Source organism: Pimelobacter simplex (assembly GCF_024662235.1).
Lineage (GTDB): Bacteria > Actinomycetota > Actinomycetes > Propionibacteriales > Nocardioidaceae > Nocardioides.
The window spans coordinates 2,413,945-2,431,610 of record NZ_CP096276.1 but is presented as its reverse complement, the minus strand read 5'-3'; the positions used below and the strand labels follow the sequence as shown (position 1 = coordinate 2,431,610).

15 protein-coding genes are annotated in these 17,666 nt (G+C 66.6%); 7 read left to right on the top strand and 8 right to left on the bottom strand.

Features of this window, described 5'->3' with window-relative positions; translation table 11 throughout:
* A complete protein-coding gene (locus M0M48_RS12040; protein WP_257751314.1) occupies window positions 1-351 on the bottom strand; it encodes a hypothetical protein in 351 nt (116 codons plus the stop codon).
* A gap of 347 nt (window positions 352-698) precedes the next feature.
* Here M0M48_RS12040 and M0M48_RS12035 point away from each other — a divergent pair, with 347 nt between their 5' ends.
* A complete protein-coding gene (locus M0M48_RS12035; protein ID WP_257751313.1) occupies window positions 699-1,187 on the top strand; it encodes a helix-turn-helix domain-containing protein in 489 nt (162 codons plus the stop codon).
* Between the two features lie 89 nt (window positions 1,188-1,276).
* Here the strand turns inward: M0M48_RS12035 and M0M48_RS12030 are convergent, their stop codons facing one another.
* Window positions 1,277-2,521 (bottom strand): IS256 family transposase, encoded by a 1,245-nt coding sequence (locus M0M48_RS12030; protein WP_257750619.1) that lies wholly within the window; start codon window positions 2,519-2,521, stop codon window positions 1,277-1,279.
* A 454-nt stretch (window positions 2,522-2,975) separates the two neighbouring features.
* Window positions 2,976-4,211, bottom strand: coding sequence for a hypothetical protein (locus M0M48_RS12025; RefSeq protein WP_257751312.1), 1,236 nt, complete (start codon window positions 4,209-4,211; stop codon window positions 2,976-2,978).
* A 127-nt stretch (window positions 4,212-4,338) separates the two neighbouring features.
* Between M0M48_RS12025 and M0M48_RS12020 the strand changes: the two genes are divergently transcribed.
* Entirely contained in the window at window positions 4,339-5,577 is a 1,239-nt protein-coding gene (locus tag M0M48_RS12020) for an IS256 family transposase (RefSeq protein WP_257751311.1), read from the top strand.
* A gap of 435 nt (window positions 5,578-6,012) precedes the next feature.
* Here the strand turns inward: M0M48_RS12020 and M0M48_RS12015 are convergent.
* From M0M48_RS12015 to M0M48_RS11995, 5 genes are all read right to left on the bottom strand, one after another.
* A protein-coding gene (locus M0M48_RS12015) for an IS3 family transposase (protein ID WP_257751310.1) occupies window positions 6,013-7,286 on the bottom strand; the annotation gives its coding sequence in 2 pieces (ribosomal slippage) (window positions 6,013-6,938 and window positions 6,938-7,286; 1,275 coding nt in all).
* A 316-nt stretch (window positions 7,287-7,602) separates the two neighbouring features.
* Entirely contained in the window at window positions 7,603-8,301 is a 699-nt protein-coding gene (locus M0M48_RS12010; protein WP_257751309.1) for a hypothetical protein, read from the bottom strand.
* Between the two features lie 309 nt (window positions 8,302-8,610).
* Window positions 8,611-9,276, bottom strand: coding sequence for a hypothetical protein (locus tag M0M48_RS12005; protein WP_257751308.1), 666 nt, complete (start codon window positions 9,274-9,276; stop codon window positions 8,611-8,613).
* Window positions 9,277-9,415: 139 nt separating this feature from the next.
* Complete coding sequence (locus M0M48_RS12000) at window positions 9,416-10,828, bottom strand: argonaute/piwi family protein (protein ID WP_257751307.1); 1,413 nt, start codon at window positions 10,826-10,828, stop codon at window positions 9,416-9,418.
* Entirely contained in the window at window positions 10,825-12,648 is a 1,824-nt protein-coding gene (locus M0M48_RS11995; protein WP_257751306.1) for an SIR2 family protein, read from the bottom strand. Before M0M48_RS11995 ends, M0M48_RS12000 begins: the two co-directional genes overlap by 4 nt.
* 204 nt (window positions 12,649-12,852) lie before the next feature.
* On the opposite strand from M0M48_RS11995, the gene M0M48_RS11990 reads away from it, so the two are divergent.
* The 5 genes from M0M48_RS11990 (at window position 12,853) to M0M48_RS11970 (ending at window position 17,662) form a co-directional block, all read left to right on the top strand.
* A complete protein-coding gene (locus tag M0M48_RS11990) occupies window positions 12,853-14,175 on the top strand; it encodes a DUF6884 domain-containing protein (RefSeq protein WP_257751305.1) in 1,323 nt (440 codons plus the stop codon).
* A gap of 523 nt (window positions 14,176-14,698) precedes the next feature.
* A complete protein-coding gene (locus M0M48_RS11985) occupies window positions 14,699-15,943 on the top strand; it encodes an IS256 family transposase (RefSeq protein WP_257750619.1) in 1,245 nt (414 codons plus the stop codon).
* Window positions 15,944-16,050: 107 nt separating this feature from the next.
* Window positions 16,051-16,371, top strand: a complete 321-nt coding sequence (locus M0M48_RS11980; protein ID WP_257751304.1) for a hypothetical protein — start codon at window positions 16,051-16,053, stop codon at window positions 16,369-16,371.
* A gap of 18 nt (window positions 16,372-16,389) precedes the next feature.
* Window positions 16,390-17,121: a hypothetical protein gene (locus M0M48_RS11975; protein ID WP_257751303.1), complete on the top strand. Its 732-nt coding sequence runs from the start codon at window positions 16,390-16,392 to the stop codon at window positions 17,119-17,121.
* 214 nt (window positions 17,122-17,335) lie between these two features.
* Window positions 17,336-17,662 carry a DUF3883 domain-containing protein gene (locus M0M48_RS11970; protein WP_257751302.1) on the top strand — a complete coding sequence of 109 codons (327 nt, stop codon included), beginning with the start codon at window positions 17,336-17,338 and terminating at the stop codon, window positions 17,660-17,662.
* The last annotated feature ends 4 nt before the right edge of the window (window positions 17,663-17,666 follow it).

The following is a 17,666-nucleotide window of genomic DNA, read 5'->3' as shown; positions in this document are numbered from 1 at the left end:
TCAGTCACGAGACTGGCGGCGCCCGACGCGACGAGGATCGTGCGTCGTCAGGGTCGGATCAGGTGATCCGGGGTAATAGATCGCCCTGAACGACCAGTTCGCCGCCTCGTGCTCGGGCACGCCGCCACGAACGAGCGCGGCGCGGAGCACTACAAGTCGAACCGGTCGCCCGACCAGAGAGAGGCCGATGACGGCCGCGAGTCCAACGATCGCGGACAGGGTGGACGGGCAACCTGCCAGCGCCATCGAGCCAGCCGAGGCAGGACCGGCCGCGAGGCTGCCGACGCAGAGTGGCGCGTGTAGACCAACGCTGCGCATCGCCGAGCTCTCGCGAAAGGGGATCCTGCTCATGGGTCGATCGTGCCATCGCATAGCAGATGGATCCACCATCACCTGCCCGGTGGTACCATGTGATGGTGCGGACGCAAGAAGGCGACCTGATAGCAGAGTTCACGAGGGTCGGCGCAGCTGCCTTTCCTGGCTCTCGGCAGGCTCAAGAACGTCCCTGGTCGGTAGCGAGCCACCGTTCGTTCCGCGATGACCACGAGAGGAACCTGCGTCCCGCCACATTCGCGGCAGATCCTGGAACGATTGACTCGTACTTCTTCACCACGGTCTACCACTCGGACTTCGATCCTGAGTGGCCGATTGCTACTGATTGGCCTGCAGTCCTGCGGGGGCTCCGCGGATCATTTCATATGAGCCAAGCACGTTTTGCCGAGGCCTTCGGTCTCGGCCGTGCCACCGTCGAGCGGTGGGAGGCGGGCAAGGCGGTGCCGTTCAAGGGGGACGCGCTTCAACTTCTCACGCTGATTAGATCGCACTTGAACACGCCGATTCAGGCTGGACAAGCGCTAAATCTCGCCGCAGCCGTCGTCATGCCGCGATTGACCAAGCCCACAGCTGAATACGTCGGTCGGGAACTGCTCGCGGTGCTGGCCCTCGGTAAGCACGACCACGCATACCTCGGTCCTGGGTTGCTTGACGCGCTTGTCACAGCTCGTGTGCTCGTGCCTCTGCAATACGCCGACGAACCGATGGACGACACCTACCGCCCGCTCGCGGCACGACTTCGAGACCAACGGTCCCTGCCAGATTGGGCTGGTCACCTCATCGATGATCTGCTGACGATGGCGCCCGGAGATCGCCAACTCGTGACCGACCTTGTCGACCGGCTCAGCCGCTAGCTGGTTGGCAGCTTGCTACGGGCGGGGAATTCGGCGGTCAAGTCCGCTGGGGTGGTGTACGAGGTTGATCCCTCGGTTGGGCGTGTCGGTCAGGCTGTGAGGGCCTGGAGTTCGGGTTCGGTCACCTCCTCGACGACGCAGGTGTCGACGGCCTGGGCGCGGGCGAGGACGTCGAGTCCGAGGTAGCGGCGGCCTTCGGCCCACTCGTCGTGCTGCTCGGCCAGGACGGCGCCGACGAGCCGGATGATGCTGGCCCGGTCGGGAAAGATCCCGACCACGTCGGTTCGCCTGCGGATCTCGCGGTTGAGGCGCTCGTTGGGGTTGTTGGACCAGATCTGGCGCCAGATCTCCTTCGGGAACGCGGTGAAGGCGAGGATGTCGGCACGAGCGTCCTCCAGATGCTCGGCCACCTTGGGGAGCTTCTCGGCCAGGGCGTCGACGACCCGGTCGAACTGGGCGTGGACAGCGTCGGCGTCGGGCTGGTCGTAGATCGAGTGCAGCAGCGCCTTGACCCAGCCCCACGAGGACTTCGGCGTCGCCGACATCAGGTTCGCCGCGTAGTGGGTTCGGCAGCGCTGCCACGAGGCGCCGGGCAACGTGGCGCCGATCGCGGCCACCAGCCCGGCGTGGGCGTCGCTGGTGACGAGCTTGACCCCGGCCAGGCCGCGGGCGGTCAGATCCCTCCAGAAGGCCAGCCACCCGGCGCCGTCCTCGCTGCTGGTGACCTGCACGCCGAGGATCTCGCGGTGCCCGTCGGCGTTGACGCCGGTGGCGACCAGCACGTGGACCGGCACCACCCGGCCACCTTCGCGGACCTTGAGCACCAACGCGTCGGCGGCCACGAAGGTGAACGGCCCGGCCTCCTCCAGCCGTCGGGTGCGGAACTGCTCGACGTGCTCGTCGAGTTCCTTGGCCATCACCGAGACCTGGCTCTTGGACAGGCCGGTGATGCCGAGGGTCTGCACCAGCTTGTCCATCCGCCGCGTCGAGACGCCGAGCAGGTAACAGGTCGCGACCACACTGGTCAGTGCCCGCTCTGCTCGCTTGCGGCGCTCCAGCAGCCACTCGGGGTACAGCGAACCGGTGCGCAGCTTGGGAACCGCGACGTCCAGAGTGCCGACGCGGGTGTCGAGGTCGCGGTGCCGGTAGCCGTTGCGGGAGTTGACGCGCTCCATGCTGCGTTCGCCGTAGCCGGCGCCGCACACCGCGTCGGCCTGCGCCGAGAGCAGCGCATTGACGAACGTGGTGAGCAGGTCCCGCATCAGATCAGGACTGGCCTGGGACAGCTGCTCGTTCAGGAACTGTGCAGGGTCGATACTGGGTCCAGCGGTCATCGTCGTGGTCCTTCTTCGAGTCGGTTTTCGCAGATCACTCGAAGGATCCACCCGGTGGCCGCGCCTACGTTGGAGGCACGCGCTCACTCAGGTCCGTCGTACACCACTCTGCTGGACTCCACTAATTCGGCAACTGGTTCACTCCACCACAGCGTCTCATCGGCGCTGCTAAGTGAGTTCGAGGCAGCGCTTTCGGGTGCGCCGAGATGCGAGCGTGAGGCGGTAGTGGCGGCGGTTTAACGCACTCCCGAGACGCTCGACTCCCTGGCGCCCACTCAGCCCTAGGCAGACCACGAACTGGGCCGGCAACTCGTGGCGACCCTTTCAGACGGGCCGCCACTCGCTGCACCTCTCGGCTCCGTATCAGCGCTGGCACCTCGCGGGGGCCCTCAGATGGCTCGCGGTGACGGGCTGCCCTCCGCGGCCGCGGTTCCCGCGGGCGGAACAATGGCCCTTACGCGAAGGGGTCGCTCCTGTCCGGCGATGAGCGGTCAAGCCAAGCGAGCAACTTGGTGTCATCACGGAACTTGTGAAGATTGACCGCTTCGACAACACCGAGAACGCAGTCCCCTAGGAGATCCGTGGCGTACCCGGTCGCTTTCGCCAGCTTGGTACGCGATTCCGCCGAGAACCCCTGATGCCCGACCTCGCTTCGCAGGTTGTACAGCGCTTCGAGCTTCGTCGAGTCGCGCCTCGTCTCATCTTGCAAGGCGAGCAGCCGCGTGATGAAGCGGCCCGTGACTCCGCCGCCTGCGGTGTGCTCACTCACGAGCGCTTCCAACGCAACGACAAGATGCAGCACCTGAAGGTCGTCCGACGTGTCCTGACCGGATACCCATCCGAAGCGGCACGCTGCAGCAAGCCGACGGGCCAATGCCTGCTCTGGGACCGGCGACTCAGCCTTCGCGATGAGCTCGATCAAGCCAATGTCTCCGTCAAGTACCGCGGCCACATCGACAGTGCGGTACCACGCGTCGATCGGCAGCGCCTCCGGGCCGCGAGAGCGCTTGTCGACCTGGATGGCAACCATCGGCAGCCCGGGGTCATGGTCGAAATCCGGGTCCCGCGGCGAGTCTGTGCGGTTCGGTCCGCCGAGCACCCATGGTGGCAGAAACTCCATTTCGCCCTCCGACCGCGCCAATAGCCACAGCGCACCGAGAAGAGCCTCCACTAGTTCCTTGCCACGGATCGCCGCCGCAGACCCGACTACATCGAGTCCGACAGCAATCACGGCAACATGCCGGAGCGGCGCGTCATCCTCGTACGAGCGCGGGTCCTCACGGAACCCGTGAAGGTCCTCCGTCCACCACGCGTCACGCGGGAACGGCAACGCGCTGCCAACGAACTCCTTCGCGAAGTCGCTGACCGCCCCCTCCGTCGCGTCGTTCAAAGCGCCCATCGCAATCCGATCACCGAGTCGGAACGGCCTACCCTCATTCACCCCGGAAAGATCGAGACCGACAACAGGAAAGACTGTCACTGACCGCGCCATCCGCTCGCCAAGTCTTCCGAGCAGCGCACTACCCAGGCCCTTCAATTTGGGGGCACCAGACAGCACATCACCAATGGCCGAGAGCACCTCGACCCTCAGAAGGTTCACATCCCCCGTCTCGCGTAGACCCAACTGCCGCATTAGGCCCAGCGAGAGGGCGTCCAACGCCTTTCGCGCACCCGGGTCCAATCTCAGCACGTCGCCAAGGAGAGTCCCGTGGAGTGGTGGGGTTTGAGGGTCAGCGGCGGGGCTGCGTGAAGTAGGCGGCCATCGGCGGGATCTTCGGTGTGAAACGACCAAGTCACGCACTGAAGGAGAACCACCGATGGCCTTGTCCCAGTCTGCCCTGTCTGAGTTGCTCGAGGCGTTCCGCACCGGCGATGGCGTCGACATGATCCGCGAGTCGGTCCGCACTGTGCTCCAAGAGCTCGTCGAGTTCGAAGCTGCGGGCGCGATCGGCGCCGAGCGCTACGAGCGCACCGAGGACCGCGTCACCGAACGCAACGGCACCCGTCCCAAGCTGCTGGCTACCAAGGCCGGCGACGTCGAGCTGCGGATCCCCAAGCTCCGCAAGGGATCGTTCTTCCCTTCGATCCTGGAGCCGCGGCGCCGGATCGACCAAGCGCTGTACGCGGTGGTGATGGAGGCCTACGTCCACGGCATCTCGACCAGGAGCGTGGACGACCTGGTCGTCGCCCTCGGCGCCGACTCCGGGATCAGCAAGTCCGAGGTCTCCCGGATCTGTGAGCAGCTCGATGAGTCGGTCGGCGCGTTCCGCACCCGGCCGCTGGACCACACGCCCTTCCCGTACGTCTACCTCGACGCGACCTACCTCCACGTCCGGAACAAGCCCGGCAAGGGCGGCCAGGTCGTATCCATGGCGGTCGTGGTCGCCACCGGGATCGCCGCCGACGGCAGCAGGGAGGTCCTCGGACTCGACGTCGGCGACAGCGAGGACGAGACGTTCTGGCGAAGCTTCCTGCTCAGCCTCAAGCAGCGCGGCCTGTCCGGAGTGCAGCTGGTCATCAGCGATCAGCACTCCGGGCTCGTGAAGGCGTTGAAGCGGTCCTTCCAAGGCTCCGCGCACCAGCGCTGCCGGGTCCACTTCGCCCGCAACCTGCTCGCGCACGTGCCCAAGAGCCACGCCGACATGGTCGCCGCGGTGTTCCGCACGATCTTCGCCCAGCCCGATCCCGAGGCCGTCGCCGCCGCGTGGGACGAGGTCCGCGACCAGCTCGCCAAGTCGTTCCCCAAGGTCGCTCCGCTGATGGACGAGGCCAAGGCCGAGGTCCTCGCGTTCACCGCGTTCCCCAAGGCCCACTGGCGCAAGATCTGGTCCACCAACCCGCTCGAGCGGGTCAACAAGGAGATCAAGCGCCGCAGCCGAGTGGTCGGGATCTTCCCGAACGCGGCCGCCGTGATCAGACTGGTCGGCGCGGTCCTCATCGACATGCACGACGAGTGGATCGCCGGCGATCGCCGCTACCTCTCAGAGGAGTCCATGGCGCTGCTCAACGACCCGATGGATACTGGTGACCACGCCGCCATCGACAGCGGCGAGTAGGACACCGAGGATCCCCTCAAAGCCCACCACCCCGCGGGGCTCTGTCCGTCGCCATTGCGATGGTTGAAGAAGGCGTCCTCTTCAGGGCCGTCGGATCCCTCGAACCAGAGTGTCTCGTAACCCGCCAGCCAACTGGACACCGGAACTGGGACCTTCCTCATTCCTCGGATGACCAGATTGAGCATCTCGTCGACGGCTTGTTCAGTCAGGACCTCGGCAGCCATTGACCAAACACTACGTAGCGGTCCGCAAGGGTGCAGCCGCATTCACGCACTGGATACACCCGGTTCCACGGAATCAACCCCTGAGCAGCCAGGTAGGAAGGTCCAGGGGATGTCGTCCTCAGGCGAGGCGGAGGGCAAGGCTCGGGCTGATAGGTGCTGTCGCCGTCGGTGGTCTGGGGCCCTACCCCCGGATCTTGGACACGGGGTGTGATTACGCGGCGGGCTGCAGCGTAGCGGCGTGGCCGGTCTCGTAGGCGATCGGCGACAGGTAGCGACACCACGAATGGCGCCGCCGGGTGTTGTAGCGGGTCAGCCACTTGAAGACCTGGCGACGGCAGGCGAGCTCGTCGGACCAGGTCCGCTCGTCTTGGAGGACCTCCCGCTTCAGCGCGGCGTTGAATGACTCCGCCAACGCGTTGTCGGCCGAGGACCCGACGGCACCCATCGACTGGGTCACGCCGAGCTTCGCGCAGAGCTTGGCGTAGTCCTTCGAGCAGTAGACCGACCCGTGGTCGCTGTGGAAGATCGCCCCGGCCAGTGATCCGCGGGTCGCGGCCGCGGCCTTGAGCGCGTCCTCAACGAGCTCGGTGCGCATGTGATCCGCGATCGCCCAGCCCGCGAGCCGACGGCTGTAGCAGTCGATCACGGTGGCCAGGTACAGGTTGGTGCCGTCTGCGATCGGCAGGTAGGTGATGTCGCCGACGTAGCGCTGGTTCGGCGCCGGGGCGGTGAAGTCCCGCTTGAGTAGATCGGGCACCTTCTGTCCCGATGGCTCGGGGATCGTGGTCCGCACGCGTCGCTTCTTGACGTAGCCGCAGATACCGGCCGCACGCATCACGCGGGCGACGCGCTTGTGGTTGACCCGCTGCTCAGGCGGTGCGCCGTCGTTGAGGTCGGCGGTGATCCGAGGCGCGCCTTGGGTGTTGTCAGCCTCGTGGACCTTGCGGATCCGCTCGACCAGCGCGGCGTCCGCGGCGGCCCGCTCGGCCCGCGCTGGTGCCCCGGCCTTCCACGCGTAGTAGGAGGAGCGCTCGATCTCGACGAGCTCACACAGTCGCTTCACCGTCCAGCCAGGGCGGGAGGTGGCGGAGTTGTCGGCGACGAACTGGAAGCGACTCACCAGCGCGTCTCCCCGGCGAAATACTTGGCCGCCCGCTGGAGGATCTCCCGCTCGGTCGTCAGCTTCGTTGTCTCTGCCCGCAGCGCCGCATTCTCGGCCTCGAGCCGGGCGATCTTCTGCTCCGGCGTCTCATCGGCCGGCCCGGACTGGCTCGACTTCGACGGCGTGGCTTGCAGTGGGCTGGAGGTCAGTGTCCCGTCAGCGGCGGTCTTCTTGCCGGTCCCGTAGACCTCGAGCCAGTGCCGCAGGGTGCCGCGCACGATGCCGAGGTCCTCGGCGATGCCGCGGACTGTGGCGCCCGGGGTGGACTCGTACAAGTCGACGGCCTGACGACGGAACTCCTCGGAGTAGTTCTTCCTGGCCATGGTTCCTGGATCATCTCGCTTCCCCAGCAGATGCTGGATTCAGCGTGTCCAAGAACCGGGGTCAGGCCCCCTGAAGACGTGCAGATCGACCATGCTGCTCGGCTGGGTGAGCAGTTCGGCGCACAGGCGTTCCCCAAGGAGTTCCGCGAGACAGCCGTTGGCGACGATCCGCTGACGATGGAACACCTCCACCGCGTGGATTCGGCGGTCGAGCGCCTGTGGATCGCTGGCCGTGTGCCGTGCTCAGGTGCAGCCAGCTCGGCCGCGACGTCCAGTGCGTCGTCGGGCACCGACCAACCGCAACCTGTCAGGTCATCTAATCCGGGTCTCCGAAGAACTGCGTGATCGGATCGGTGTCCACGCTGAGCGGCTCCCGCCTGGCAGCCTCGAACTCCGCCTCCGTCATGATGCGAGGGCCGAACCCGACGGTGAAGCTGAACTCCCGCGGGTGCACTTCGGGCAGCTTGTCGAAATCGACGGGGGCCGGCTTGGGCCACAGCCTTGCTACGCGGCCGGACTCTTCCAGCGGGTGGAGGATCGGCCATCTGGGGTGCCGGACGATCGTGACGTCGAGTCCCCGAACCCCAAACGAGCGGGCTGCGTAGCGAAGCTCGCGGTCCCCGACTACGACCCGGGTCGGGAGGAAGATCCGCTGGGTCTCGCCCTCCCAAGGCTGCTCGCCCATGACACTGCGCTTGGCGACGTACACCGAGAAGTCGTCGGGGGGCGCGGAGCCGGTTCGCATCCAGTCCTGCCAGGCAACTTCGATTCGATCGAATCGCGGGTAGTCCTCGTCGCGCTGGACGTGGGGGCTGTCGTGCACGGCCTGGGGGTGACCGGCCAGCAGCCCGATCTTCAGGAACCACCGGGCGAGCGCCGCCGACTCATCCGCGCTGATCGCGGGCCAGGCATGGGTGGACGACCAAGGGAGGAGTCGGCGGATGATCGGCTTGGCAGGCTCCTCGATGGACCGGTTGAGTTCGGTGTTGCACGGTTCGCACATCGGCACGTGCACGCTAGGCAGAGCGACTGTGCCTTGACGGGCGTGACGCCATCACGCTTCGTGTAGGCGACGCCCCCCTTCTCGGTCGTGAACGGTCCTTCGCCGTGGAACTCCTGAATGAGCCAGCGCGGCCACACGTGCTCGCCCACGCCCTTAGACGGGTTGGGGCACAGGACGCAGGTCATCCCGGCGAAGCGATCGGACATGGTCTGACGATACGGAGCGGGTGGAGGCGTCGCCGAATCGGAATCGTGACGGTCGCCTACGGTCGGCGCCTCGAACGTCGCGAGGAGGTGGCTCCGGCGCGGCTACCTCGGTGGGTTACCAGCGCCGACTGGTCCGGAACTGTCGCAACTCGGACTCGCTCGGCGGCAGCCGGGGCGCCTCGAAGGCGTCCATGATCTTCTGGAGCCGCTCTATTGCTCCCTCGTGTTTCGTCTGCCGGGCGTACGCCAGAACGATATTGCGGTCGTACGCACCGGCGTCGGCGAGATCCGTGAGGTAGCTCGTGACCATCCGCGCCGAGATGCTGTCGGTCCAGCCCTTGTACCCCTCGAAGACGAGGCGATCGAGCGCCTCGACGGCTGCGGGGGTGAGCGCGGCGTCCATGACCTTGCCGGTGACGACGTTGTAGGCCTGGTTCAGCTTGGCCCAGCCCTCGAACTCACCTGGGATCCACTCCACGAGGATGACCACGCTCTGCTCCAGGTGCTGGGCCTTCTCCATGGTCTTGAACCTGGGGCACCACGCGAGCACGACACCGCCGTCGCTGACTTGTCCGCTGCGTTCGGTCACGATCTCGAGCTTGGCGAGCTCGTCGTGGAAGGTCGCCGAGTTCTTCTGCGGTGCCAGGACCGTCAGGGGCACTCGCCGGGCGCGCGCCACGGCCAGGCCGAGGAGCTTGCCGGGCTGCAGGGTGTCCTTCGTCTCGCCGCGCGGCACGTAGACGTACCGGTGCTTAAGCACCTCATCCAATCGGTCTGACACGCGATCCCTCCTTGGTCGGCCTGGCCCGAGCCACGCTAGATGGGACCTCCGACACTTCGGGCCGTCATGGTTCATCAACCGTCACCGGATCGCCCAGATGGCGAGCGCGGCGGACAGGTGACCTTTCGGTCAGGTGGAATTACATGAACAGCCGGTAGGGGTAGGCCGCATCGGGAAGCCCCCGCGTGTGCCCAATGACTCGCGCCAGCGTCTGGGAGTACTTGATCGTCACCGGCAGCGGGTCGTAGAGCGCGTCGTTGTTCCAGTCCATTTTGGTGAGCGCGAGCACGTCATCGGCGGTGCGCTCCAGCGGCCCCGAGCCAGCGTCCCGGGTGACGAGCAGCGGGCTAGGGATGCTCTTGGCGCCTTGGTAGAAGTTGCCGTTCCCGGCGGCTAGTCCGATTGCCGTGCCGTTCACGTAGAGCAGGCCGTCGCGGCCAGACAGGAACTGGAGGGTGCCGCGCTGGACGGGCCAATTGGCCGGTTGGCTCGGGCCTTGGCCCGGCTTCGCTGCGACCAGGCGAACGCCGCGCCATGGCGTGCTCGCCTGGACTCGGACGCACTCCACCTCTTCGCAGGCATCCCAAGCGTCGAAGACCCCGTCTACCTCGTCGTCGCGGAAACGGGTGGTCTTGTGGACGACGATCCTGGTCGGCAGATTGCCGGCGTGGCGATCCTGGTAGAGCCGAACGCTTCGGCTCATGACGGCCCGCATCTGATCGCGCGTGAGGTGAGGGTTCTCAAGGTCGACACCTTGGCCGACGTCGTACGCCACGAAGTCCATGCCGCCGCCATCGGCGTCGAACACCTGCGAGCAGCACGTGACGAAGGCGTCCGAGGTGCCGCCTCGGATTGCGTACGACAGGCCGACGTACGCCACGTCGGCATCAGTCGTGCGGTGGAGTCGCCACGGTGTTCCGCCCGCCTTCGCGTACAGGGCCATCGAGAGGCGCCAGCTGAGGCTGCAGGGGTGTTTGAAGCTGATGGCTTTGTCTTCCCAGACGATCTGGGTAGGGATGCCTAGTGGGGCGGCGAAGGCCTTCAGCTGGTCGTGGAGGTCGAAGGCGCCGTCGCTGGACACCTTCCACTGCCGCCATGCTGCGGGCAGCGCCACGATCAGGACATCCCAGCGGGATCGTGTCGCGGTGAGCTGCCGAACTGCTTGGGCAAGGGCTGCAGCAATCGCGAAGTGGGGATCGGGCGCATTGGTGATGCCCGGGTCGAGCTGGACGACCGAGTCGTCAGCCGGAGTGAGGTCGACGCCGTACACGTTCTTGAAGCCGGGATAGGGAGGGACGTATTTCGGCCGATCCGTCGGTCGATGCTGGCTGACGAGAGTGCCGAGGAATTGGCGCGCCCGAGGGTAGAGCGCCGTGGTTGTGATGACCGCGAATCGGATGTCGGCGGAGCCGAAGGAGTCCCGACTGTAGGGACCATGCGTCTGCAGGCCGCGTAGCGGGTGCTTGTCGCTGCCGCCGTTGCCGAAGGCGAGCAGCGGCTCGTCCAGTAGCCGGTGCGGCGGCAGCCTGCTGTCGATCACCTGGGTAGTCACTTGGCCTCCCGGCTGTAGGCGGTGGTCCGACTCAGCACGAAGCGCCCTCCGACCAGGTCCCTCTCGCTGAGGCCAGCCGGCAGCACGGTTACCTCCGTGTGGTCATTCGGCGCGATGGCCTTGGCCCAGGCGTCGATGATCGCCGCCCACTTCTCGTTGCGGCGGTTGACCCAGCGTTCCTTGCGCCAGGCTGACGCCGGATCTCCTTGTCCCTTCCGCCGATCGGCGGGCGGCAGCGCAGACACCCACGTGCGCGGCACGAAGAGCAGCCACAGGACCCCGAGCCGCCACTCGAGCGACAGCTCGACGGACTCGCCGTACCGGCGCGCCTTTCCGTTGGCTCCGCGTCCAAGCTTCAGCGGGCACTCGCCGGTCAGGTCCTCCCCGTACGCCTCCCGCAGGAGCCTCCGCACCTGCGATTGACGCTGGCTGTCGGGGCGATCCTTCCGCTCGGTCGTCACGATAAGGCGGTGGCCCGAGTCGCGGATTCGTGCCTGGACGGGAAGGTCGCGGGCGAGTCCGCGCGCCAGTGCTTCATAAATGAGCGCGCGCTCTACCGTGGGCGCGCCCTCGGCGGCTGGGTTGATGTCGCACTGGTCGATCTGGCCCTCAATATCGAGCGCCTTGCCGAGGACTTCGGCGCTCCCCAAAGCCAGCACCTGACGCCCCGAGGGCACCGCAGCGCCCCGCCAAAAGACGTCGTGGAGAGCCTGGCCCATCTCCTTACGATCCGGAACCTTCGTCAGCGTTGCCCGGAGCGCTCGTGTTGGGGTCTCCAAGACCGGTAGTGCGTTCATCCGGAGGGCTGGCAGCGAACCCCGATCGTGCTGGGGGAGTCCACCGTCGACCGCACGCGGTTTAGTCTGCAAGCCGTCGACGTAGCCGCGGAGGGCGTCGGGAAGCTCGGCCTGGCGCCCGAGAGCGCCCAGAGTTTCATCGAAGGTCTCGATCTTCACAAAGTAGGCCGAGACGCCGCTGGACGCGCAGGCGTCGAAGAGTTCCTTGACCGGCGTGAGCACCGTCTCTGGCTGGCGACCCATCCACCACAAACCAGCTGGGAAGGCGCCCTCGGTGGCTACCGCCTCTTTGAGCATGTCCATGACGCTGGCATCGCGGCCGCTGTAGCCCATCACCGCCAGGCCGAAGCGACGGCTGGCGTCCAGGACGGCCTGGCGCATGTTGGCGTCCTGCGTCTGCAGTTCGGACTCCAGGTTCTTCAGCTCGCGGTCGCGGAAGTCGCCGTGCAGCTTGAAGAGGAACGGGAAGTCACTGTCGCTGAGGGCTAGGTTCGCTTGCCCGGAGTTGCCCAGATCAACGACGCCCATCCGGCTGCGCGTCGGGTCGCCCAGCGTGACTTGGGCTTGGTCAACAGCCCTCTCGATGAGGTCGTCGAAGTTGGTCGTGATGACGAGGTCGGAGAGTCCGGCGGCCACGAAGGCACCCAAGATCCGCTGCCCGTAAGACGGCGACCGGCCCTCGAACAGCGAACGGAGATGCTGCCGCCTCGCGCCCGCATCGGGAAGGGCCAGCTGGAAGGCGACGCTGTAGGCCGAGGGATCCGACAGGGCAGGCATTCCATTGCGGTTGTCGTAGTACTCGCGGATGCGGTCCCGGTCCCTGGCTTCGGAGAGGGACAGGCTCTGCCGGACCAGTTGGTGTGCATCGGCATACATCCTGAGGAGGAGATCCATCATGACGTGGTCGGCGGTCGGCACTCTGGCGGCGGCGCTGGCACCAGCACCGAGCAGCCAGCCGATCTTGGGACTCTGCACGGCCCATTGCCGCGCGAACGTGCCGTGGTCGACAACCTCGAACGACATCTGCGACGGACCTCCTGACAGGGCGAAGAAGCGAGTAAGACGATGAGCCGTCTTCCGCTTGATGCTTCTGACAGGCAGCCAACCCACCTTGCCACGGGGGTGCGACAACTTTGTGGAGATCGGTCGTTGTTGGTGCAGGCCACGGCCTCTCGCGTGAGCTGGCTATCGCCGGACTTCTGTCGGACTCCCGCGATATCAATAGGCATGCGCTTCACACTGGACGGCGAGTCTTTCGAACTGACGCCGGAGTTGGTCCGTGCGCGGCTCGCTGACCACGTACCCGAGGACGTCCGCGAGTACTGGGTCGAGATCGACGGCACGCGCTGGCCCGTCAAGCAGGTCATCTCGCTCGCGACGGGGGTCACGGATCGGCAGCGCTTCCAGTCGCAGTCCTCCCGTCGTTGGCTCCAGAACCTCGGCTTCACGATCGGCGGAGGCAGCACGAGGGCACCTTCTGCTCCCACACCTCGACGCGTGCCCGCGACGACGAAGCAGCCCACCGCCTTGGCGACCCGGACACCGGGGCGACCGGCGGACGTCGTCCTCGTGGGCTGCGTCAAGACGAAGCTCGACCACGGAGCCCCGGCCAAGGATCTCTATGTCTCGGACTACTTCGCGAAGATGCGGAATTACGCCGAAGCGAGTGGCCGGCCGTGGTTCATTCTTTCCGCCGAGCACGGCCTGATCAGCCCCGAGGAATGGCTTGAGCCCTACGAGCGCTACCTCCCCGACACCTCGCGCGAGTACCGAACGGCTTGGGGTGAGAAGGTCGCGGAGCAGTTGGAGCAGGCGGTTGGCTCCCTGGCGGACCTGCTTGTCGACATCCACGCGGGAGCGACCTACGTCGAGTCGGTGGAAGCAGCCCTCGCACCGCGTGGCGCCCAGGTGCTCGACCAGCTCCGTGGCCTCTCCTTCGGCCGGCGTCTGTCCTGGTACCTCCAGCACGACGGCACCGTCGGACCTGGCACCTCGGTCGTGGTGTCGCAGCTTCGGGACGCGGAAATGGCCAGGCCGCTCGGCGACATCCTGGCCGGCGGTGGCGCAGGCCTCCGCGTCCCTGGCATCTACAGCTGGTGGGTCGACGAAGCTGGCGCTAGCGACCTCGCCTTAGGCCTGGGCCACCCGATCCAGCCCGGCCTCATCTACGCCGGTCTGGCCGGCGCGACGCGAAGTGGCGGCACAACTTCCTCGAACACCCTCTGGGGTCGGATCGCCACCATGCACCTAGGCAAGAAGCATGAGTTCTCCACCCTCCGCCGCAGCCTGGGGTCCATCCTTGCCGAGGCCGACGGGCAGCCGACGATCGACGAGGAGCAGCTGACCCGGTGGATGCACGCGCACCTCCGAGTCATCCCGATCCCCGTCGCTGATGTCGACACCCTTGACCATCTGGAATCCGCAATCCTGACCGAGCTCGATCCACCCCTCAACCTGGCCAAGGTCCCCAAGACGCCGCTCCGGGTGAGGATGTCTGCGCTCAGGAAGAAGTACGCGGGTAAGGCTGCTGAAGACGGGGGCGACCGATGACCCCGGGGCGCCGAATCGGCCTCGGACATCCGCGCGATCCGTCGATCGCGCGGATGCATGGAAGGTCCCGATCCGCATGACCAAGTCCAACGTGCCAAGCGGGGTCCAGATCTTCGGGGTCGATGTCGGTTCGGTCCGACGCAAGGGCGGATTTTGCTGGTCGACCGCCGACGCGAGCCACCGAGGACAAGATGACCCCAGCCAACTCGGCGACGCCGTGGTTTCGACGCTGGAATCCGGTGGCCAGGTGGCGCTGGCCTTCGAGTGCCCCCTCTCAGTGCCGGTGCCCTCTGCCGATGCTGTGGGCTGGACTGACCTCGGTCGGGCGAGGACCGGGGAACATAACCGGTCATGGAGTGCCGGCGCAGGCGCCGGCGTACTTGCGACGGGCCTGGTCCAAAGTGGAGTCCAGCAGAGTGGTGTACGACGGACCTGAGTGAGCGCGTGCCTCCAACGTAGGCGCGGCCACCGGGTGGATCCTTCGAGTGATCTGCGAAAACCGACTCGAAGAAGGACCACGACGATGACCGCTGGACCCAGTATCGACCCTGCACAGTTCCTGAACGAGCAGCTGTCCCAGGCCAGTCCTGATCTGATGCGGGACCTGCTCACCACGTTCGTCAATGCGCTGCTCTCGGCGCAGGCCGACGCGGTGTGCGGCGCCGGCTACGGCGAACGCAGCATGGAGCGCGTCAACTCCCGCAACGGCTACCGGCACCGCGACCTCGACACCCGCGTCGGCACTCTGGACGTCGCGGTTCCCAAGCTGCGCACCGGTTCGCTGTACCCCGAGTGGCTGCTGGAGCGCCGCAAGCGAGCAGAGCGGGCACTGACCAGTGTGGTCGCGACCTGTTACCTGCTCGGCGTCTCGACGCGGCGGATGGACAAGCTGGTGCAGACCCTCGGCATCACCGGCCTGTCCAAGAGCCAGGTCTCGGTGATGGCCAAGGAACTCGACGAGCACGTCGAGCAGTTCCGCACCCGACGGCTGGAGGAGGCCGGGCCGTTCACCTTCGTGGCCGCCGACGCGTTGGTGCTCAAGGTCCGCGAAGGTGGCCGGGTGGTGCCGGTCCACGTGCTGGTCGCCACCGGCGTCAACGCCGACGGGCACCGCGAGATCCTCGGCGTGCAGGTCACCAGCAGCGAGGACGGCGCCGGGTGGCTGGCCTTCTGGAGGGATCTGACCGCCCGCGGCCTGGCCGGGGTCAAGCTCGTCACCAGCGACGCCCACGCCGGGCTGGTGGCCGCGATCGGCGCCACGTTGCCCGGCGCCTCGTGGCAGCGCTGCCGAACCCACTACGCGGCGAACCTGATGTCGGCGACGCCGAAGTCCTCGTGGGGCTGGGTCAAGGCGCTGCTGCACTCGATCTACGACCAGCCCGACGCCGACGCTGTCCACGCCCAGTTCGACCGGGTCGTCGACGCCCTGGCCGAGAAGCTCCCCAAGGTGGCCGAGCATCTGGAGGACGCTCGTGCCGACATCCTCGCCTTCACCGCGTTCCCGAAGGAGATCTGGCGCCAGATCTGGTCCAACAACCCCAACGAGCGCCTCAACCGCGAGATCCGCAGGCGAACCGACGTGGTCGGGATCTTTCCCGACCGGGCCAGCATCATCCGGCTCGTCGGCGCCGTCCTGGCCGAGCAGCACGACGAGTGGGCCGAAGGCCGCCGCTACCTCGGACTCGACGTCCTCGCCCGCGCCCAGGCCGTCGACACCTGCGTCGTCGAGGAGGTGACCGAACCCGAACTCCAGGCCCTCACAGCCTGACCGACACGCCCAACCGAGGGATCAACCTCGTACACCACCCCAGCGGACTTGACCTGGTCCAACTGCCGTGGCTACTGCACTACGTCGCGGATCGATCCGGCACACGGGTGGTCGCGACGACCCAACCGGATGCGTTCCTCGCCGGGCGAGCCAACCTGCTACTCGCAGAGGCGATGGTGACGAGCGACGGTAAACCAGAGCCGGTGGAAGGCCATCAGGACCACGCCGACGCTGTGGCAGCCGCTCGCCGGCTTGAAGAGTTGCTGACGATGGCGGCGTCTGGCGAACTCATCTCAGACGTGTCCTGCCTGCCGCATGTGGCATTGAACTTGGCGGCGAGCGCAGCCATGCACGCCGGTGTCTTGCTCGACCCGGCTGAACTCCGCCAAGACGTTCTCGTCGCCAAAGCGCGACCTGTCATCAAGTAGCGCCGAGGGGATCAAGACGTGGCGGTCAATATCAAGCTCAAGGCGAGGTTCGCTGTCGACCGCGCGACCGACTCCATGGGCCGAACCTGGGCGGGCTGGGACGACGACGCGTCCGATCAGGTCAACTGGGATCACAACCGAGGTCGACACACCTTCGGTGACCGCGTCGACGACGAGCGCTACGCGACCCTGTCCTACGACGGCAGGGTTCGCCTCGTCGCCGAGCTGACGGGCCGCGGGCAGGAATCAAACCCTCGGGGTGCTAGCAGGAAGTGGTCACTGGAGGGGCGTGTTCTGCCGCCGGGTGACCCGGTGCGCGAGGCCTTCATGCGTATGCCAGCGCCGACAGGACGCAACACCATTGCGTACATCGACGATCCGATCGGCGGGGCCGACCCCGACGTCTTCCTCCTGACGAACAACCCCAAGAAGTGGGACTTGGATCCCGATCTGCTCGCGGATTGGATTGTCGCCACGGAAGCCGGTCATCCGGTCGAAGGCCGGTGGTCGACTGGCGCCACGACGAAGAAGATCGCCCCAGGCGATCGAGCCTTCCTGCTCCGCCAGGGCGTGTCGGGGCGCGGCATCTTCGCGAGCGGCACCTTCACCTCGTCTGTCTTCCAAGCCGAGCACTGGGACGGATCGCGGGCGATCGCCAACTACGCCGACGTCAGTTGGGACACGGTGATCGACCTCGACGACCCGCTCCCGATCGAAGTGCTGCTCCAGGAACTGCCCGAGGCGCAGTGAGAGCCGCAGGCCAGCGGGACACAGGTGAATCCCGCCGTCGTGCCGGAGTTGGAGGCTCTGTGGTCCGGGCACGTCGCATCGGTGCGCGGCTCACAGGCCCCGACCCCAACAACGGGCTCGGTAGGTGAGGGCCAAGGGCGTCGACTCGACGCCATCCTGCGCAAGCAGATTGAAGACCTCGCTCAGGAACGCCTGACGGCTGTCTACGACCTGGATGGCTGGGACGTCGAAGACCTCCGCTAACGGGAACCCATTCGACGCCAAGGCGACCAAGGATGGCGAGGTCATCTACCTCGAAGCCAAAGGCACCACGACCGCTGGCGAACGGGTCATTGTGACGCGCAACGAGGTCGCCTTCGCGCGTGAGCATCCGGGCGAATGTGTGATCGGCATCGTCGCTGGAATCCGACTCGACGAGGATGGCAACGTCGACCGTTCCAGCGGGGAGCTCAAGCTCTACACATGGGAACCCGACGACGATGACCTCGTGCCGCTGGACTACGACTTCTACCCGCCCGAGGACCAGCGACTCGACGTCTGACGCA

Coding starts and splice junctions, on each gene's coding strand:
- M0M48_RS11990 (WP_257751305.1), top strand. CDS start 12,853: ATGCGCTTCACACTGGACGGCGAGTCTTTCGAACTGACGCCGGAGTTG.
- M0M48_RS12030 (WP_257750619.1), bottom strand. CDS start 2,521: ATGACCGCTGGACCCAGTATCGACCCTGCACAGTTCCTGAACGAGCAG.
- M0M48_RS11970 (WP_257751302.1), top strand. CDS start 17,336: ATGGCTGGGACGTCGAAGACCTCCGCTAACGGGAACCCATTCGACGCC.
- M0M48_RS12040 (WP_257751314.1), bottom strand. CDS start 351: ATGAGCAGGATCCCCTTTCGCGAGAGCTCGGCGATGCGCAGCGTTGGT.
- M0M48_RS12020 (WP_257751311.1), top strand. CDS start 4,339: ATGGCCTTGTCCCAGTCTGCCCTGTCTGAGTTGCTCGAGGCGTTCCGC.
- M0M48_RS11995 (WP_257751306.1), bottom strand. CDS start 12,648: ATGTCGTTCGAGGTTGTCGACCACGGCACGTTCGCGCGGCAATGGGCC.
- M0M48_RS12035 (WP_257751313.1), top strand. CDS start 699: ATGAGCCAAGCACGTTTTGCCGAGGCCTTCGGTCTCGGCCGTGCCACC.
- M0M48_RS11985 (WP_257750619.1), top strand. CDS start 14,699: ATGACCGCTGGACCCAGTATCGACCCTGCACAGTTCCTGAACGAGCAG.